A 16,944-nucleotide genomic window follows, 5' to 3' on the forward strand; every position below is an offset into this window, starting at 1 on the left:
ATTATATAAAATAAAAAACGCCTCAATTTTGAGGCGTTTTTCTTAGTATAATAAAAATTATTAAAATCCAGTACCAGGTGCTTCCATGCTTGCAGCTTGTGCTTTTTGTGGACTAAGAATTAGATACGTTCCAAGTGCAGTTAATGCTGCGTATTTACCGTAATTCCCAATCTTTTTAAGAGCGTCTTTACGAGAGATATCTTGACTACTATCTGTTGTGTTATCTATATTTTTTTTCATGATGTATCGTTTTAAAATTCTTACTATTATTCTAAAATTATTTTCTTACTTACTTTTCCTGTTTCCGTTTGCACTTTTGCAAAATAAACACCAGTAACTAATTTTGGTAAAGAAATATCTGACACACCATTTGAAGTGAATGAGGTATTCATTACTTGTTTTCCAAGAATGTTAAACAACTTAATATTTGCATTATCTTGTTGTAAACCAACAATTCTTATTGTTGATTTGTTAGCTTTATAAATACTTATAGCATCTAAATTTATTTTATGAACATCTAAAACGCTAGCAGTGGTGTGTAGGTAAAATCGTCCTATTCCATTTAAAGCTTCAGTTAGCTTTATTTTATATTCACTATTAGATTCATCTAAACGTATAAAAGTATTTGTGAATCGATCTTCTAAAAATACTTTTAATTCCCTAGGTAAGTTTAAAACTTCTGTAGAAAAAGTGATTTCTTTTCCATTTTCAGCATTAACACCTAAAGGAATTACCATATTTTCATATTTTGAATTAGGTAAAGATTGAACTTGATATTTTTTTCCTTCATTATTAGCAACTAAATGCGAGTAAACTGCAAAAGAGTTACTAAATCCACTGAATAATTCACCATCATAACCAACATCAAAACCAGTTGTAGTATTGTTTAAATAATAAATTTTGGCATATTGATTTATTGAACCATCAGTAATAAATAACTTAATTTCTGTTTTATCTCCAGTTCCTTTTAGAAAAGTATCTGCATTATGTATCTGGTTAGATTCTGTAAAATTAAAAACACCTCCAGTAACGTCTGCTTTTACGAAAAAACCTTGAGCTGGAGCAATTTTAAAATCGTCACCAATAGTTTTTACTTCATAAGAACCATTTGTACCTAAAGTTTGATTATAAATCCACATTGTTTTTGTTGCTGATATAGCGGTTTCATCATTTAAAAAAGTAGTACTGCTTAAGAAAGAATTATAAGGGTTACCTAATAAGTTAAAACGATTTCCATCGGAAGATAAAACAGCATCTACACCTGTATCAATTGTATTAACAGTTCCTTTGAATGATACTGTACCAGTGTTTGTTTGTCTTTTTACAGAATAACCTTTACCAGAAGTAAAGGCAGCACTTGCTGCTCCTTGATGATAAGCCCAACTATCTGTAATTGAAGTATAAGTTGCAATACCTCTGTTAGTTCCATTACTAGCTATGTCATTGTCCGTTACATATGTATCATTATAATCTTGACCTAAAACGGGAGATGCCATTAAAAACCATCCTTTTAGATTACCAGAAACAAAATCTACCGTTCTTTTGTATGTAACATTTCCAGTAACGGTTGATGTACCTTCTGCTATTAAACTGGCACCATTATTAATAGTTATACTATTTACTGTTACAGAGGTAGCATCAGCAATTGTAGGGTAAGTTGTTAAGCCATTAGGTATTACAACATCATCAGAAGCTATTGGAGTAGAGTAAGTACTCCAGTTTGTAGAAGTTGACCAAACATTATTAGTAGTTCCTGTCCATGCAAGATAAGAACCTAAATTAACAGCAGTTGCTAAAGTAGTACAATCTGCTCCATCCAAAGTGTTTGCACCAGCGTAATTAAAATCGTTTTCAGTAAAAATACCGGCATTGGCTGTTTTACCATTTTTCCTCTTTACATAACTATCTTGATAGTTCCAACCAGTATATGTGGATGAAGTTAATATTTCTGAAGGATTACCAAAGAGATCTATAATATTTCCAGAAGGGTCTTCAATTCTAAAAGAATCATTCCCATTGATAGTTCCAAGAGCTATGCCTATTCTTGTTTTTCCAGGAAAAGCTGAATCAAAAGATATTAAATCAGCAGTGAGAACTAAATAAACAAATTGATTTGTAATTGTACCCAAAGAAGAAATGTTTTTTGATACCCAATCACCAACTCCCGAGCTTGGGCCATTTGTTTCAACATCTAAATCATAATCTGTGAAATCTAATGTACCACTTACATAAAGTTCTACAAACCTTGGGTCGGAGCCACTTGCTCCGCTACAAGGGTCACTTGCTACAGTACCATCAACAATTGTAGTGATAATTGCAGATTGTGCATTTAACTGTTTAGGTATTGTTAATGTTAAAATTAGTGCAGCGGCAATTCTTAAGAATTTTTTTTCTTTCATAATTTTCATTTTTTTGTTTTAAATATACAAAAAATAAAATATAAAAAAGAGTAACTATCAAATTTACAGAAAGTTATGTTTGAGTTTAATTTTTACGCCAGAAGAAAGGTGTAAATAAAATAAGAACCGTAAATAATTCTAAACGGCCAATTAACATTAAAAAAGAACAAAACCATTTTGCAGCATCTGTTAAATGAGCATAATTATCAACCGGACTTACAGAGCCTATTGCTGGTCCAATATTACCTAATGAAGATGCTGCTGCACCTAAAGCAGACATGAAATCTAGTCCTAATAGAGTTAGTATTACAGAAGCTAATATAAAAATAAGCATGTAAATAATAAAGAAAGAAAGTATGTTAAAAACAATAGTTCGGTTTACAGCTTTACCATCATATCTTACAGGAATAATTGCATTAGGGTGAAGTGCTTTTTTAAATTCTAAAAAACTATTTTTAAGCATAACAATATGCCTTACAACTTTTATACCTCCACTTGTAGAACCTGCAGAACCACCTGTAAAAAACAAAGCAAAGAAAATACCAGTAGCAAAAAAATGCCACATTGTAAAGTCTGCAGAAACAAAACCTGTGGTTGTAACGACAGATGTTACCATGAAAAGTGAGTGTCTAATAGCACTTTCTGCTTTTCCATAAACCATGGGGTGTGCAATTGTAGTTTGTAAATTAGGATCTTGATAGAAGTAAACAACTATGGTAATAATTGCAGACACACCGATAATACCAAAAAAGTAATATTTAAATTCTTCACTTTGAAAAACTTTTTGAATTTTACCTTTTAAAGCAAAGTAGGTAAGCACAAAATTTGTTCCTGCAACTAACATGAAAAAGATAATAATATATTGTACAAAAGGTAAATTATTATAAAAAGCAACACTGCTATTTTTTGTTGAAAAACCACCTGTACTCATTGTTGCCATTGCATGGTTTATGGCATCAAACCAAGTCATACCTGCAACTTTTAATAATAAGAATTGAACTAAGGTTAGTGTAACATAAATTAAATATAAACGTTTGGCAGTATCTGTAATTCTTGGGTGTAATTTATCTGCAGAAGGACCAGGAGCTTCCGCCATAAAAAGCTGCATGCCTCCAATACCTAATAGTGGAAGAATAGCAATTGTAAGAACAATAATTCCCATTCCACCAATCCAATGCGTTGCACTTCTCCAAAATAAAATTCCTTTTGGCATCGATTCTATATCTGTTAAAATAGAGGAACCTGTTGTTGAATATCCTGAAATTGTTTCAAAGAAAGCATCACTTACACTTGGTATTGCTTCAGTAAGTAAATAAGGTAACATGCCCGTAAAAGAAAGTATTAACCAACCTAAAGTTACAATTAGGTATCCTTCTTTTTTTTGAATATTTGTACTTTCAGGTTTGTTTGAAAAATAAAGTAGAAGCCCTATAATTACAGTTACTGCACCAGCTCCTAAAATACCCCATTTTGCATTTTCATCATGATAAACGCTAAAAGGAAATGCAAGAAACATAAAGAATCCGTTTAAAATAGCTGTAATACCTAAAAAACGATAAATTATCTTGGTGTTTAAAGATCCCATTATTTTAATTAAATAATTTTTCTACAGTATTTATTGCTTCTGGTAAACAGAATACAATAACTTTATCTCCTGTTTTAATCTGTAAATTTCCATTTGCCATCATTGCTTTTTCATCTCTAATAATACCACCAACAATAGCCTCTCTCGGAATTTTTAAATCTTTAATAGGCTTTTTAGTTATTTTGGCACCAGATTGCACTTCAAATTCGAAAACTTCAGCATCAATATTGTGTAAATTGGCGAGTGCTACAATTTCTCCTTTTCTAATATGTCTAAAAATGTTACTTGCAGCTATTAATTTTTTATTGATCAAAGATTGAATTCCAATGGTTTGAGAAATATCAATATAATCCATGTTTTCAACCAAAGCTATTGTCTTTTTTACTCCTTTAGATTTTGCAACTAAACAAGACATAATGTTGGTTTCAGAATTACCTGTAACCGCAATAAAAGCATCTGTTTCTCTAATATTTTCTTCTTCTAATAATTCTAAATCTCTACCATCACCATTAATAACCAAAGTGTTATTTAATTGTTCTGCTAAAAGCTCAGCTTTTTCTCTATTTTTTTCAATTAATTTCACGTTAAAATTGCTAGCACAAAGGTTTCTTGCTGTTTTTTCACCAATACTACTTCCACCAAGAATCATTACATTTTTAATGTTTAATTGTGTCTTACCAATAATAGGATACAGGTCTTTCATGCTGTAATTTGGAACACAAAAATATACTTGGTCATCTAACTGATAGGTAGTGTCTCCTCTAGGAATTATAGTTTGAGAGACTCCTTGTCTTTTAATAGCAATCGTTATAAAATCTACATTAGAAAACTTTTCTTTTGCTTCTTGTACCGTTAAATCTAAAATTTGTGATTTATAGGTTAAAGGAGTTCCCATTACATTAAAAACACCGCTTTCAAAAGCTACAGTATCGTTAAAAGAAGATTGATCTAACAACATTTTAATTTCGTTAGCAGCCAATTCTTGAGGAGAAATCATAAAGTCTAATCCAAATTGTTTAAAATCAACTTCACATTGATTTAAAAACTCAGGATTGTCTATTCTCGCAATTGTTTTTTTAGCACCTAAAGATTTTCCAATAACAGAAATCGTGAAATTGGTATTTTGGCTATCAGTTACAGCAATTAATAAATCTGCTGTGCCTATTCCTATTTCTTTTAGTAACTTTATAGAAGTAGCATCACCTTTTTTAGTAATAACATCTAAATGATTATTAATATAGTCTAGTTTTTCACCATCAAAATCTATGATGTACGTATCTTGAGATTCGTAAGAAAGTAGTTTAGCTAAGTGAAAACCAACGTCTCCTGCACCAGCTATGATAATTTTCATATGTTAAATAAATAGGAATAAGAGGCAAATATATAAAGAGTTTTGATGGAAATGAGAAATAAAAGGAAGTTTTCAGTTTTCTAAAAGGATGAAAAAATAATTTTATTTCTCTTTTTTTATAAAAACTGATAATTATCTTTCTTTTTAGAAAATAGAAACTTTAGTTTTACTGCTGAAATTTATACAAACATTACACTTCGTGAATTTAAAATATATGTACGCTTCCCTCTTTTTAAAAAAAGAATCATTTTTATTGATTTTATTTATAACAATTTTTTTCTCTTCATGTGATAAAAAAACAGAATATAAGGAGGTTGAAAAAGATAAAGGTGTTTTTCTTTCAGGGAAAATAATTCCTGATAGTCATTTTTTAGGTGATCAAAAATGTAAAGAATGTCATCAAGATGAGTTCAAAAAATGGAAAGGTTCTCATCATGATAAAGCAATGCAAATTGCTGACTCTATTTCAGTTTTAGCAGATTTCAACAATAAAAAATTTACAAGTCAAGGTGTAACTTCTCGTTTCTTTAAAAAAGGAAAAGAGTTTTATGTAAATACTGATGGACCTGATGGTAAAAATCACGATTATAAAATTATTTATGTTTTTGGATTAACTCCTTTGCAACAATACATTGTTCAATTTCCTGATGGACATTATCAATGTTTAAGAACTGCTTGGGATTCTGTTAAAAATAAATGGTTCGATTTATATCCAGATTTTAAAGTTGTGCATTCAGAATGGTTGCATTGGTCTAGAGGAGGTTTAAATTGGAATAACATGTGTTCTGATTGTCACTCTACAAATGTTCGCAAGAATTATGATGAAGAAACGCATAGTTATAATACTAAATTTGCAATTATCAATGTAAATTGTGAAGCTTGCCATGGTTCAGGAAAACAACATGTTACTGATGTTGAGAAAATGGGAGAAAAGTATGTTTCTGATGGAAGTTTTCAAATGACAACAGAAACAGGTCCTAAAGAATTGGTAGATCAATGTGCACGTTGTCATATGAGAAGAGAGCAATTTTCTGAAGCTTTTAATTTTGAAGGAACGATGTTAGATCATTATTATCCCCAATTATTAGAAGAGAGATTATATCAAGCAGATGGACAAATTTTAGATGAGGATTATGTTTATGGATCATTTACACAAAGTAAAATGTATCAAAATGATGTTACTTGTACTAATTGTCATGATGCACATACATTAAAATTAAAGTTTGATGGAAATAAATTGTGTGCTCAATGCCATATTCCAGAAAAATACGATACACCAAAGCATCATTTTCATGAACAAAATACGGAATCGTCAAAATGTATAAATTGTCATATGCCAGGGCGTTTTTATATGGGGAATGATTTTAGAAGAGATCATAGTTTTAGAGTGCCAAGACCAGATTTAAGTGTGAAATATGGAACGCCGAATGCTTGTGCAGGTTGTCATAAAGATAAAGATGATGTTTGGGCAGCTAAAAACTTTACAAAGTTATTTGGAGAAGTAGATTCTATCCATTATTCAGAAAAATTAGCTCCAGGTATTACAATGCAACCAAATGGACATGTTGGTTTAATTGAATTGATGAATGATACACATCAACCAGAAATTGTAAGGGCTTCTGCAACTAAAGTATTATCAAACTACAACGCACAAAATTTTGTAGAAGAATATATTACACTTTTAAATGATGATTCTGCTTTGGTAAGAGGAGCAAGTGTAGATGTTTTAAGTACAATTAATTCTACAGATTATACTTCTTACTTTTTACCTTTATTAGAAGATCCAAAAAGAAGTATTCGAGTAAAAGCTTTTTATGGTTTAGCAGGTTTATCAGAATCTGAAGTTCCAGAGGTTTATAAAGACAGTTATAGTAAAGTGAAAAAAGAGTTTTTTCTTCATTTAAAAACCAATGCAGATTTTGTTGGTGCAAGAATTAAAAAAGGAGATTATTACATTAAAAAAGGTAATAATGAAGAGGCTATTAAAAATTATGAAAATGCTTTAGCCATTGATGAAATTAACAACCAGATAAGAATAAACTTAGCAACGTTATATTATAATGGAAAACAATATGCTAAAGCTGAAGAAACATTTAAAGAAGTAATTAGACAAGAACCACAATTTGGGCCAGTTTATTACTCTTTAGCATTGATGTATGCTGAATTAAATAGAGTTGATGATGCAATAATTCAACTTAAAAAAGCAGTGAAAATAATGCCAGAAAACATACGTGTTTATTATAATTTAGGTTTGTTATATGATAAGAAACAAGAGTATGAAAATGCTGAAAAAATTATAGTTTCTGGATTAAAAAAGGAAGCTACTAATGAAGGGTTGTTATATGTTTTAGCTTATGTGTATTCTAAATCTGAACAAAAAGAAAAAGCGAAGAACATTGTATATCAATTAATAGATTTATATCCAAATAACCAACAATATAGAAGTTTTTTGAATCAGTTATAGTTAATTTCCATTTTCGTATTTTTATAAAAAAAAGAAAATGGAAAAGTTAACCATCAAGTCTTGGGCTTTAGATGATAGGCCAAGAGAGAAGCTGTTGGCAAAAGGAAAAACCTCGCTTTCTGATGCAGAATTGATTGCAATTCTTATTGGCTCGGGTAACAGACAAGAAAGTGCAGTTGCATTATCTAAGAGAATTCTACAATCTGTAAGTGGAAACATAAATGAGCTTGCTAAGTTATCCGTAGAAAAATTAACAACGTTTAAAGGAATAGGAGAAGCCAAGGCAATTGCTATAATTACTGCTTTAGAAATAGGAAAAAGACGTCAGTTAGAAATCGCTTTAGAGAAACCAAAGATTACGAGTAGTAAAGATGTTTTTAATTTAATGCAACCTGTTATTGGTGATTTAGAACATGAAGAGTTTTGGGTGTTGTTTTTAAATAACTCAAACAAAGTATTATCTAAAAACCAGATAAGTAAAGGAGGTTTAACTGCTACTGTTGTTGATGTAAGGTTGCTGTTTAAAAGAGCGTTAGAATTAGCTTCTGTAGGGATAATTGTTTGTCATAATCATCCATCAGGAAAATTACAACCTAGTAATGCAGACAAACAGCTTACTCAAAAAATTAAAGAAGCAGGAAACACTTTAGATATAAAACTCTTAGATCATTTAATAATTACCGAAAAAGCGTATTTTAGCTTTGCAGATGAAGGTATACTTTAAGTAATAAGTATACAGTCACAGTTAACAGTAAAAAACTGTTGCTAACTGAAAACTGATACTGAAAAACTGTAAACTAAGATAATGCTATTAATTTATTCACATAAAGTTACACCAAGAGTTCGTTATATATTTAAGCATATTTTTACAAGAATTTTATTAATTCCTGTAGATTTTACGTCTAAGGTAGAAGAATTTGTGGCACATAATGGTCCTAAAATGACCTATACAAAAACACCATTGGGAAATGAGTTTTTTGTAAAAAGCAACAACTTGTTATTTGAGCAAGGTGTAAATGATATGGAAATTGTTATTCAAAAATGGGATGACGTTCCTTGTTTCTTTAAAACAGGTCCAAAGTCATCGATTCCTTATGATATTTTTGCTGCAAGTTTTTATCTAATTTCAAGGTACGAAGAATATTTACCTCACGTAAAAGACATTCATGGACGTTATACTGCAGAACAGAGTTTGGCATTTAAATATCGTTTCTTAGAAAAACCAGTTGTAGATATTTGGGCATATAAGTTATTAGAAGCTTTAAAAGAAAAGTTTCCAGATTATGAATATAAGAAACGTGAATACAAATTTATTTCTACGATAGATATTGATAATGCATATGCTTATAAATACAAGAGTTTAGTAAGAGGGGTTGGTGGGTTTTTTAAAGATTTATTGCATTTTAGACTATTAAATGTTTGGAATCGATTTGCCGTTACATTAAATATAAAGAAAGATCCTTTTGATACTTTTCAACAAATTATAGACATTAGAAAAGAGAAAAATATTAGAACTATTTTCTTTTTTTTAATTGGAGATTATACAACTTTTGATACCAATGTTTCTGCATCAAAAAATAAATATAGGTTGCTTATTAAAGAGATGGTAGATTATGCTAGAGTTGGCTTACATCCATCTTATTTCACAATGAATAATGCACCTTTATTAAAAAAGGAAAAATTACGATTAGAAGGTATTATTAATATGCCCGTTCAGAGATCTAGACAACATTATTTAAGATTTAGTTTGCCAGAAACGTATCAAAATTTAATAGACTTAGAAGTAGAAGAAGATTATTCTATGGGATATGCAAGCAATGTCGGTTTTAGAGCAAGTACTTGCACACCTTTTTATTTTTACGATTTAGATTTTGAAATTCAGACACCACTTAAAATATTTCCTTTTGCTTTAATGGATACTACTTTAAATGATTATATGAAACTTACTCCAAGACAATCTTTAGGAAGAATAAGAGATCTTAAAAATGAAGTAAAAGCAGTAAATGGAATGTTTATTACATTGTTTCATAATGAAAGTTTAAGTAATTATGATCGATGGAAAGGTTGGAGAAGGTTATACGATTCTATGGTTAAAATAGCGACTTCTTAAAGAATGATTCAATATATAAAAAGGAAGAATCTTGATGTAGATAAATACGACGCCTGTATAGAAAATTCTGTGCAATCTAGAATTTATGCTTTTTCTTGGTATTTAGATATTGTTGCAGATAATTGGGGCGTTCTAGTTTTGGGTGATTATAAAGCTGTAATGCCAATTCCTTGGAAGAAAAAATATTTTCTTAAATATATTGCGCAACCCGTTTTTTGTCAGCAATTAGGTGTTTTTTCGAAAGAAATTACTTCTCAAGAATTACAAGAGAAAATGTTAAAATGCTTTCCTAAAAATTTTGTGAAAATTTCTTTAAATTTTAATTCTGATAATTCTTTAAATGCTAAAAATACTGCGTTGATGAAGAACTATATCTTAGAGTTAAATGATACTTATGAAATGCTTTTTAAGTCTTTTTCTAAAGGAAGAAAACATGCCGTAAAAGTAGGTGAGAAAAACAACCTTAGTGTAAAAAATACTAAAATAGTAGAGTTGATAAATATTAAGAATAAGTTTTATGATTATTCAGGTTTTTCTGAAAGTAAACTTACTGAAATTTGTAACTATACTTCAAAAACTAATAGCGAAATTGTTCTAGGTGTTTTTAAAGATGATGTATTAATTGGTGGAGGTGTTTTTTTAACATTTGACGATAGAATTACTTATCTTTTTTCTGCATTTAATGCTGAAGGAAGAAAATTACAAGCGGCTAGTTTTTTAATTAAAAGTATTATTGAAAGAAATGAAAAATCAAATTTAATTTTAGATTTTGAAGGAGGTAATTTACCAAATATTGCTACTTTCTTTAAAAGTTTTGGAGCAAATGTTGAAGAGTATCAACAATTTACTTCTCAAAAATTTCCTTTTTTATAAAGTTATTTAAATGTTAGAATTTAAAAAAATATCAAACTTTTTAGGTGTCTTTTTATTAAAAATAATAGTAGAAAAATCTTCGGTATAAGTTCCATTCTCTTTAATTACTTCACATGGGTTTCCAACAGCTACAGAATTAGAAGGGATGTCTTTTTTAACAACAGAGTTTGCACCAATAATAACATTATTCCCGATTTTTACTTCAGGTAAAATCGTAGAATTTGCGCCAATCCATACATTATTTCCAATGATTATTGGGTTTCCTTTTACATGTATTTTTAAATTATCAGCTGCATGATTAGAAGATATTATAGAAACTCCAGGACCTAATTCTACATTATTTCCAAAGATAATTCCATTATTAGCTTGTATGTAATTATTTATATTATCTCCAGGGTCACATAAAATACCTTTTTTAATTTTTTCTGGAGAATGCACTTTAGAAGTGTAATGTACAGGCCATTTTACTTTAGGATTTAACCTAAATAATTTCTGAGGAATTAAATAATGAAAAAATAAAATATAGTAACGCTGATAACCATACTTTGGCCTAAAATATTGAGGATAAAATAAGTTAATTATCCATCCGAAAAAAAGAAAATCAATTTTTTTAAACATTTATTCAATCATGTTTTTAGATAAATATATATACCATTGTGTAATTATTTCATTATAATTTTGATATGATTTATGTAACTTTAATCCTTTTGAAGTGAGTAAAACGCGCATTTGATCTGTTATAAGCTTGTAATTAATCCAATCGTTTTTTTGTAAAAAATTTTGTTTTATAAAAGTAGGTAAAAAAGGTTTTATCTGCTCTTTTATTTTTTGATTATAAATGTTTCTTTCTGTGGGTTGTAATTCTTTTTCAAAATGTACATTATAAGGTTCAAAATATTCATTAATTAAAACATCATCAAAAATAATTTTATTTAATTTGTGTTTTTCTGGTACTATTTTAAAGAAATCTAGTAATTCTTTATCCCAAAAAGGAAACCTATGTTCAAATCCAAAAAAAGTATAAAAGTTTGCTGAATTAAAAATATATTTTGCAATTTTTTCCTTTAGATCATAATCTTCAAAAACAGAAGAAGCTTTTTTTTCTAAATAATTTTCATCAAAATGGATTAATTTTTTTTCTATTTCATTTTTTAAAAGTTTCTTCTTTGATTTTGATATCGGAAAATTATTAAATTTTGTAGAAAGAATTAAATCCGTAATTTCTTTATGCTTTAAGTTTTCTGGAATTACTTTTATAAATTGACTTCCACCCAATAAATCTCCTGCATAACCAGGAATGAAAATTGAATTAGTATCGATTAAATGATTTTCTTTTAAATGTTTTACAGCGAAATATTCTTGTAAATTTGGCATTGATGAAAGCTTTCCTGCAAAATGAGCATATTCTTTAAAATCTTTTGTAGTTATAAAATTACTTGTCAATTCATCGGTATATTCTATAAAAAACCATTTAAAATTAAGTTCTTTTGCAGTGTTTTTAGAGTTTTCAATTTCAAAACTATCTTTTTTTCCGTATGTATAACAAACTACATTTTTATAATTGTGTTTTTTTAACATAACGGCAATTAACCTTGAATCATATCCACCACTTAAAGGAACTACCACAGTTCTATTATTTAGTGAGTATATAAAACGTTTAAAAGCATTATCGAAGGCAATGATGGTTTTGTTTTTTAAGATTGCATAAGAATCTGTACTTTCTTTTTTTATCGCATAAGAAAAGAAAAAACTACTATTAATTATCTTATCGTTTTTAATGATTAAAAGTTCACTAGCTTGTACTTGAAAAACATTTTTTAATAATGTTTTTTTTCCATGAGTGTGATTGGTAGCTTTCAGTTCAATCTCAGAGATTTTATCAAATTCATTAAGATTAAATTTGTCTTTTAAATAAAGGATTTCATCACTTAAAAATATTTTTTCATTTTGAAAAGTGTAAAAAACGGGGAAAGATCTAGTAATATCAGAAGCAATATAGAAAGTGTCATTTATTGAAATGATGATTGTGAAAATACCATTAATAACGTTTAACTTTTCTTTAAAATCTTTACTACTCTTTAAGTTTGATAAATAGTTGATAGCATTCTCTTTTTCATAAAAATGAGTATCAATATAAAAATATCCTTTAAAAAAAAGAGATTCTTTTTTATACCATTTAAAAGCTTTGTTATTTGTTAAAGAAATATTCATTTTAGCTATATGCAATTTTATTTTCTTTAGATGTTTTTAAAAGATATATAAAAATTAGAATATTAAAAAAGACACCTACCCCTGAAAATAACATCAATGAAATAACGATGTTCTTGTAAAAATAGTATCCAAAGAATAATGCTAGAAATCTAAATGTCAATAAAAAAACATCATAAAATACAATTGTTTTTTGTTTGTTTAAGATTATGATTAATGAGGTTAATGGATTACTTAAAAAAGCAAAAAATAACCAAGGAATTAAAATTCTGGAGTATATGCCAACATCAGACCAGTTTTTACCAAAAAGAATGTCTAAATAAAATGATATTGCAAATAAAGGAATGAAAACAAAAATGCTGATTAATAATAAATTTTTGGCTGTTTTTATAACTAAAGCATAAAGATCTCCTTCATTATTGTAAATATTACTTGCTTTGTTAAAGAATACTTGACCAATAGATTGTTGAAAAATTCCAACAGGAGCTCTCGTAAATTTTATTGCAAGACCATAAATACCTGAGCTTTCTAAACCAAAATATTTTGTAATAAGAAGTACAGGTAATTCATTAGAAAGGTTGTTTGTTAAGTTTATGATAGTATTAAAAATAGGTATGTCTTTGTATTTTTTAGCTAAACTAAACATCTTTTTTAAAGAGATTTCTTTTGTTAAATTTGTCAATAATTTTGCTGATTTTTTTATTAAAAAAAGTAATTGTAAAAATTGGCCAAACAGCATTCCTGGAATTAATCCATACGATTTTAAGGAACTAAAACCTGTTGCTATTTGGGTAGCGCTCATTACTGACGACTTTACTATTAAACCCTGAGAAATGTTTTTAAAATTATTTGTTCTATTATTCCAATAATCAAAAATAGAAACACAACCAAATAAGAAAACACTTAAAGGTAATAAGTAAATGAAATTTGAAAGTTCTGTAATGTTGAAAAACTTTGCGATACTATCATTAAAAAAACATATGATAACAAAAAGTATTAAACAATAACAACATAAAATGATAACAGAGAAGCCTAATAAATTAATGGCATCTTTATCTTTTTTTGGTAAAACTATAGCAAATTCATATTGTAAAGTAGCCAATGGCTTTAGAATTAAAGTTGCAGAAGAAAATAAGATGTAAACTCCAAAAAGCTCAGGAGAAAAAAGTCTCGTTAATAATAAAATAGATGCATAAATAACTATTTGGCTTATGACAGAACCCGTTATTAATGTTAAAACATTTTTAACAAACTCTTTTTTTAGAAAAGAAAATAGTTGCATATTACGTATGTATAATAGTATTTCCAAATATAATGTAAATGGCACAGATAAAACACGTCTTCTTTGACTTAGATCATACTTTATGGGATTTTGAAAAAAATTCTGATTTAACTTTTGAAAAAATTTTTACTATTAATAATATAAATACCGATTTAGCGTCTTTTTTAGAAGTATACAAACCTCTTAATTTTGAATATTGGAAACTATATAGAGAAGAGAAAGTAACTAAAGGTGAGTTGAGGTATGGTAGATTAAAAAAGACTTTTGATGCAATTAATTACGTAATTTCTGATGAAACGATTGATGTAATTGCAGATCAATATATAGAGTGTTTAGCAGATTTTAATTATCTTTTTGAAGGAACATTCGAAATTCTTGATTATTTAAAAGACAAATATAAACTGCATATTATTACCAATGGTTTTGAAGAAATTCAGAGTAGAAAAATGATAAGTTCTAATATTTATCATTATTTTGACAAGGTGATTACATCTGAATCTGTTGGAGTAAAAAAACCAAACCCTAAAGTTTTTACGTATGCCTTAGATTTAGCAAAAGCAGATAAAGAAAACTCAATTATGATAGGAGATAGTATAGAGGCCGATATTAATGGAGCATTAAAAATAGGAATGAAAGCGATTCATTGTAATTTCGAAAATGAGATAATAAACAGCAATGAGTTTATTTCTATAACCTCTCTTTTAGAAATAAAACAATATATTTAACTTTTTATCGTTCTAAATTAAATTTATTATAAATGTCCCCCAAGAAATTAATTCCAATATTATTTTATCTTTTAGCAATAACTTCATGTGTAGGTAATTTAGATTTTACACAGATAGAAGACTATAGTGTTACACCAGAATATACAGTTTCCTTAACTTATTTTACAATTTTACCTTTCCAATTTTTTAATCAGTCTGGAATTCAGGAATTTGAAAAAACAGATATAACAGATTTTAGGATTTTTGAAAATAGTTATATAAGAAAAAACTTAGTTAAAGTAGATTTTAATGTAGAAATAAAAAATGAGTTTGATAGAGATTTTACGCTTCAAATAGCTTTTTTAGATGATAATAATAATTTAACTCATAGTTTTAAAGAAATAAAAGTGAAAGCTAATAACTTAAACTATAAGTTTGATGAAACTGTTGAGGTTAGTACGAATTCAAATATAAAAAACACAACAAAAGTTAGAGTAACTGTAATAGATATTTCTGCTAAACCTTTAGATGCTCTAGGTACCACTGAGTTTGAATTTAAATCTTCAGCAAAAATTTATATAGACACAGATGCTTAATATGAAAAGAATATTTCCTCTATTATTTATTTTCTTTGCAATTAAAATGTATGGCCAAAACAAGCAAGTATTATACAATTTTGCAGAATTACCTCAAACCCTACTTTTAAATCCTGGTGCTGAAACTAATTATAAATTTCATGTTGGAGTTCCCCTATTATCAGGTTTTTCTTCTGAATTTGGTTCTACAGGGTTTATTGTTTCAGATTTGTTTTCTGTTGATAATAGACCAATTAATGATAAGGTTTCTGAAGTTTTAAATAAGGTAACAACAAAAGATCACCTTAAATTTAATACACAAATAGAAATTTTAAATGCAGGTTTTAGATACGATGATAAAAACTATTTTAGTTTTGGCTTCTATGAAGAGTTTGATGCAATTTCTTATGCTCCTAAAGATCCAATAACATTAATTACTGAAGGGAATTCAGCATATCTAAATAAAAATTTTGATCTCTCTCAAATTTTATATAAGGCGGATGTTTTAGGGGTTCTTCATTTTGGAGTTACAAGACAAATTAATGATAAGTTTACTGTAGGAGCAAGGCTTAAAATTTATTCTTCTGCTTTAAATCTAGAAAGTGCTAATAATTCAGGAACTTTTACAACTGTAAATGGAGCTGATAATATTTATACACATTACTTAGATAATGTAAATGTTAATTTAAGAACTTCTGGTTTGGTTGAGGGTAATGAATATATCGATAACCCAGAAAGTTATTTAGGGAATACTTTTTTCGGTTCTAATCTAGGTATTGGTATCGATTTTGGTTTTACTTCTCATCTTTCAGATCAATTAGAATTAACAGGAAGTATTGTTGATCTTGGTTTTATCAATCATAAGAAAAATATTAAGAATTCATTTATCAAAGGAGATTACAAATTTGAAGGGATTGAATTTGGATATGATCCCAATAATTCAATAAATTATTGGGATGAACTAGATGAAGATTTTAAAGAAAAAGTTCCTAGTGGAGATACTCAAGAATCATATATTTCATGGAGACCTACAAAGTTAATTGCATCTTTAAAATATAGTTTTGGTCAAAAAAGAAGTAAATATTGTTATGATAATACGTACAAAAATTTTTATAGAAATGCACTTGGAGTTCAATTGTATTCAGTTTTTAGACCTTTAAATTCACAATTGGCATTAACAGGTTTCTTTGAGAAATCATTTTCAGAAAAGTTACATACAAAAGTTACTTACACTATAGATGATTATTCTTTTTATAATATTGGTGCAGGCATTTCTGCTCAAATAGGGAAATTAAATTTTTATGGTATGGTAGATAATATCGCGCAATTTGGCGATATTGCATCTGCAAATAATATTTCGATACAATTAGGAATTAATATAATATTCAATTAA

Annotated in this window: 14 protein-coding genes; 7 read left to right on the forward strand and 7 right to left on the reverse strand. The window is 28.1% G+C overall.

Going from position 1 to position 16,944, the window contains the following annotated elements:
* Positions 1–60 precede the first annotated feature (60 nt).
* From BTO07_RS16635 to trkA, 4 genes are all read right to left on the reverse strand, one after another.
* Positions 61–240, reverse strand: coding sequence for a hypothetical protein (locus BTO07_RS16635; protein WP_087522408.1), 180 nt, complete (start codon positions 238–240; stop codon positions 61–63).
* 26 nt (positions 241–266) lie between these two features.
* On the reverse strand, positions 267–2,399 hold the full coding sequence (locus BTO07_RS16640; RefSeq protein WP_157663367.1) for a T9SS type A sorting domain-containing protein: 2,133 nt from the start codon (positions 2,397–2,399) through the stop codon (positions 267–269).
* Positions 2,400–2,484: 85 nt separating this feature from the next.
* Positions 2,485–3,984, reverse strand: coding sequence for a TrkH family potassium uptake protein (locus tag BTO07_RS16645; protein WP_087522412.1), 1,500 nt, complete (start codon positions 3,982–3,984; stop codon positions 2,485–2,487).
* A gap of 4 nt (positions 3,985–3,988) precedes the next feature.
* The gene (gene trkA, locus BTO07_RS16650) at positions 3,989–5,335 is read right to left on the reverse strand and encodes a Trk system potassium transporter TrkA (protein ID WP_087522415.1); all 1,347 of its coding nucleotides are present in this window, start codon (positions 5,333–5,335) and stop codon (positions 3,989–3,991) included.
* A gap of 253 nt (positions 5,336–5,588) precedes the next feature.
* On the opposite strand from trkA, the gene BTO07_RS16655 reads away from it, so the two are divergent.
* The 4 genes from BTO07_RS16655 (at position 5,589) to BTO07_RS16670 (ending at position 10,782) form a co-directional block, all read left to right on the forward strand.
* Positions 5,589–7,799 carry a tetratricopeptide repeat protein gene (locus BTO07_RS16655; RefSeq protein ID WP_232457059.1) on the forward strand — a complete coding sequence of 737 codons (2,211 nt, stop codon included), beginning with the start codon at positions 5,589–5,591 and terminating at the stop codon, positions 7,797–7,799.
* A 37-nt stretch (positions 7,800–7,836) separates the two neighbouring features.
* Positions 7,837–8,523 carry a RadC family protein gene (gene radC, locus BTO07_RS16660; protein WP_087522417.1) on the forward strand — a complete coding sequence of 229 codons (687 nt, stop codon included), beginning with the start codon at positions 7,837–7,839 and terminating at the stop codon, positions 8,521–8,523.
* Positions 8,524–8,604: 81 nt separating this feature from the next.
* Entirely contained in the window at positions 8,605–9,909 is a 1,305-nt protein-coding gene (locus BTO07_RS16665; protein ID WP_087522418.1) for a polysaccharide deacetylase family protein, read from the forward strand.
* A 3-nt stretch (positions 9,910–9,912) separates the two neighbouring features.
* Positions 9,913–10,782, forward strand: coding sequence for a hypothetical protein (locus tag BTO07_RS16670; RefSeq protein ID WP_087522419.1), 870 nt, complete (start codon positions 9,913–9,915; stop codon positions 10,780–10,782).
* A 6-nt stretch (positions 10,783–10,788) separates the two neighbouring features.
* On the opposite strand, the gene BTO07_RS16675 is transcribed toward BTO07_RS16670, so the two are convergent.
* Genes BTO07_RS16675 through BTO07_RS16685 form a run of 3 tightly spaced genes read right to left on the reverse strand, consistent with a single transcriptional unit; the run spans position 10,789 to position 14,272 of the window.
* Positions 10,789–11,400, reverse strand: a complete 612-nt coding sequence (locus BTO07_RS16675) for a DapH/DapD/GlmU-related protein (protein WP_087522420.1) — start codon at positions 11,398–11,400, stop codon at positions 10,789–10,791.
* The gene (locus tag BTO07_RS16680; protein ID WP_087522421.1) at positions 11,401–12,993 is read right to left on the reverse strand and encodes an asparagine synthetase B family protein; all 1,593 of its coding nucleotides are present in this window, start codon (positions 12,991–12,993) and stop codon (positions 11,401–11,403) included.
* A 1-nt stretch (position 12,994) separates the two neighbouring features.
* Positions 12,995–14,272, reverse strand: coding sequence for an oligosaccharide flippase family protein (locus tag BTO07_RS16685; RefSeq protein WP_087522422.1), 1,278 nt, complete (start codon positions 14,270–14,272; stop codon positions 12,995–12,997).
* Between the two features lie 38 nt (positions 14,273–14,310).
* Between BTO07_RS16685 and BTO07_RS16690 the strand changes: the two genes are divergently transcribed.
* Genes BTO07_RS16690 through BTO07_RS16700 form a run of 3 tightly spaced genes read left to right on the forward strand, consistent with a single transcriptional unit; the run spans position 14,311 to position 16,944 of the window.
* Positions 14,311–14,997 (forward strand): YjjG family noncanonical pyrimidine nucleotidase, encoded by a 687-nt coding sequence (locus BTO07_RS16690; RefSeq protein WP_087522423.1) that lies wholly within the window; start codon positions 14,311–14,313, stop codon positions 14,995–14,997.
* Positions 14,998–15,029: 32 nt separating this feature from the next.
* Complete coding sequence (locus BTO07_RS16695; RefSeq protein ID WP_087522424.1) at positions 15,030–15,572, forward strand: hypothetical protein; 543 nt, start codon at positions 15,030–15,032, stop codon at positions 15,570–15,572.
* Position 15,573: 1 nt separating this feature from the next.
* On the forward strand, positions 15,574–16,944 hold the full coding sequence (locus BTO07_RS16700) for a DUF5723 family protein (RefSeq protein WP_087522690.1): 1,371 nt from the start codon (positions 15,574–15,576) through the stop codon (positions 16,942–16,944).

The sequence above is a fragment of the Polaribacter sp. SA4-12 genome, assembly GCF_002163675.1.
GTDB lineage: Bacteria > Bacteroidota > Bacteroidia > Flavobacteriales > Flavobacteriaceae > Polaribacter.